This window comes from Paraburkholderia sp. Ac-20347, from assembly GCF_017104805.1.
GTDB lineage: Bacteria > Pseudomonadota > Gammaproteobacteria > Burkholderiales > Burkholderiaceae > Paraburkholderia > Paraburkholderia tropica.
This window is the reverse complement of sequence record NZ_JAAGPN010000461.1, coordinates 1-3,399: the sequence shown is the minus strand read 5'-3', so window position 1 is coordinate 3,399 and position 3,399 is coordinate 1. Positions and strand designations below refer to the sequence as shown.

Genomic DNA, 3,399 nt, shown 5'->3' with positions numbered 1-3,399 from the left:
CCGCCTTTCTCGCCGCGCTCGACGAACTCGTGCGCGAAGGCCTCGCGAACGGCGGCGCGCTGCCCGACGCGACGCTCGTCCTCTACGTCTCGCCGCTCAAGGCGCTCTCGAACGACATCCGCCTGAATCTGGAGCAGCCGCTCGCGGGCATCGGCGAGGAACTCGCGCGCCTGAATTTGCCGCCGGTCGAGATCCGCACCGCCGTGCGCACCGGCGACACGCCGCAGCCCGAACGCGCCGCGCTGCGCAAACGCCCGCCGCACATCCTCGTGACGACGCCCGAATCGCTCTACGTGCTGCTCGGTTCCGAATCGGGCCGACGCATGCTGACGAGCGCGCGCAGCGTAATCGTCGACGAAATTCATGCGCTCGCGGGCAACAAGCGCGGCGCGCATCTCGCGCTGAGCCTCGAACGGCTCGACGCGCTGTGCGGGCGCAAACTGCTGCGGATCGGCTTGTCGGCGACGCAAAAACCGATCGAGACCGTGGCGCGCTTTCTGGTCGGCTTCGGCGATCAAGATAAAGATATCGACGACCACGAACACACCGCACCCGCCTGCGAAATCGTCGACGTGGGACACGCGCGCGAGCGCGATCTCGCGCTCGAAGTGCCGCCCGTGCCGCTCGAAGCGGTGATGGCCAACGACGTCTGGGAGCGCGTCTACGACCGCATGGCCGAGCTGGTCGCGCTGCATCGCACCACGCTCGTGTTCGTGAACACGCGGCGCATGGCCGAACGCGTGGCGCGCCATCTGACCGAGCGGCTCGGCAACGACGTCGTGGCCGCGCATCACGGCAGCCTCGCGCGCGAGCAGCGCTTCGACGCCGAACAGCGCCTCAAACGCGGCGAATTGCGCGTGCTGGTCGCGACGGCGTCGCTCGAACTGGGCATCGATATCGGCGATGTCGATCTCGTCGTGCAGGTCGGCTCGCCGCGCTCGATTGCCGCCTTCCTGCAACGCGTCGGGCGCTCGGGCCACCAGGTCGGCGGCACGCCGAAGGGCCGTCTCTTCCCGACTTCGCGCGACGATCTGATCGAATGCGCGGCGCTGCTCGATTGCGTGCGGCGCGGCGAACTCGACCGGCTCGCGCTGCCGCACACGCCGCTCGACGTGCTCTCGCAACAGATCGTGGCCGAGGTGGCCTGCGAGGAATGGAACGAGGACGCGCTCTATGCGCTCGCGCGTCGCGCCGCGCCGTTCGCGACGCTCGAACGCGAGAAATTCGACGCCGTGCTGCGCATGCTCGCCGAAGGCTACACGAGCCGTCACGGGCCGCGCGCCGCGTATCTGCATCGCGATGTGGTGAGCCAGACGCTGCGCGCGCGGCGTGGCGCGCGACTCGCCGCGCTGACTTCGGGCGGCACGATCCCCGATAACGCCGATTACGCGGTGCTGCTCGAACCGCAAAGCGTGCGGATCGGCACCGTCAACGAGGATTTCGCGGTCGAAAGTCTCGCGGGCGATGTGTTTCAGCTCGGCAATGCGTCGTACCGGATTCTGCGCATCGAAGCGGGCCGCGTGCGCGTGGAGGACGCGCAGGGTCAGCCGCCCAATATTCCGTTCTGGCTCGGCGAAGCGCCCGGACGCAGCGACGAGCTGTCGTTCGCGATTTCGCGTTTGCGCACGCAGATCGAGGCGATCTTGAGCGACGGCGATGATTCCTCAAATCATTCGGATGCCGAATCATCGTCGAAAACGACGGCAAGCAGCGCGGCGAACCTCGAGCGCGCGATTGCCTGGCTCATCGACACGACCGGTATCGACGACGCCAGCGCGCGGCAAATCGTCGACTATCTCGCGCGCGCCCGCCAGGCGCTGACCGTCTTACCCTCGCAGGACACGCTCGTGATGGAGCGTTTTTTCGACGAAGCGGGCGGCACGCAACTCGTGATCCACGCGCCGTTCGGCAGCCGCGTGAATCGCGCCTGGGGACTCGCGCTGCGCAAGCGTTTCTGTCGTCAGTTCAATTTCGAACTGCAGGCCGCCGCGACCGAGGACGCCATCATTCTTTCGCTGACGGGCGCGCACAGCTTCGCGCTCGACGAGGTCTGGCGCTATCTGCATTCGAATTCCGCCGAGCATCTGCTGGTGCAGGCGCTGCTCGACGCGCCGCTGTTCGGCGTGCGCTGGCGCTGGAACGCGACCACCGCGCTCGCGCTGCCGCGCCAGACCGGCGGACACAAAACGCCGCCGCAAATCCAGCGCATGCGCAGCGAGGATCTGCTCGCCGCCGTCTTTCCCGATCAGGTTGCGTGCGTCGAAAATCTCGCGGGCGAGCGCGAAATTCCTGCGCATCCGCTCGTCGCCCAGACGCTCGACGATTGCCTGCACGACGCGATGGACACGCACGCGTGGCTCGCGCTGCTGCGCCGCATCGAGTCGCGCGACGTGGCGCTCGTGACGCGCGAGCTCTCCGCGCCCTCGCCGCTCGCGGCCGAAATCCTCACCGCGCGTCCCTACGCTTTTCTCGACGATGCGCCGATCGAGGAGCGCCGCACGCAGGCCGTGCTGTCGCGACGCTGGAGCGATCCCGAATCCGCCGACGATCTGGGCGCGCTCGACGCCGACGCCATCGCGAACGTGCGCGCGGAAGCATGGCCGCAAGCGCGCAGCGCCGACGAAATGCACGACGCGCTCACCACGCTCGGCGCGCTCGCACAGAGCGAAATCGACAACGAGCCGAACGCGCGCGACTGGCAGACGTGGCTCGCCGGACTCGCCGCCGCCGGGCGCGCGACGCGCGTGCCGATCGTCCACAACGACAGCCGCGACGAAGCCTTGTGGGTAAGCATCGAACGTCTTGCGTGCGTGCGCGCGGTCTATCCGCAAGCGCGCTGCGAGCCGCCGCTCACGCCGCCGCCCGACTACGACGACGCGTGGACCGAGGACGCCGCGCTCGTCGAGTTGATCCGCGCGCGGCTCTCGGGATTCGGGCCGCTGACGGTCGCGCAGATCGCGCGGCCGCTCGCGCTGGAAGCGAGCGTGGTCGCGCTTGCGCTGACGCGGCTCGAAGCCGAGGGCAGCGTGATGCGCGGCCGCTTCACGCCGGGCGCACGCGACGAGGAATGGTGCGAGCGTCACCTGCTCGCGCGCATTCATCGCTACACCGTGCGCAAGCTGCGCCGCGAAATCGAGCCGGTCGAGCGCCACGATTTCATGCGCTTCCTGTTCGAATGGCAGCACGTCGCGCGCGACGCACGCGGCTCGGGACGCGACGCGCTCGCGGCGATGCTCGAACAACTGGAAGGCTGGGAAGCGTCGGCGCTCGCGTGGGAGGACGAGATCCTGCCCGCGCGCATCGACGATTACACGCCGATGCTGCTCGACGAGTTGTGCCGCTCCGGACGCCTCACGTGGGCGCGGCTGCCCGCGCGCGCGAGCGCGGCGACGACGACCG

General features: G+C 68.9%; 1 protein-coding gene. It reads left to right on the top strand.

The window, feature by feature from the left end:
* Positions 1 to 3,399, top strand: a 3,399-nt coding sequence (locus tag G3N97_RS37490) for a DEAD/DEAH box helicase (protein WP_205997796.1), incomplete at both ends; no start/stop codon positions are given.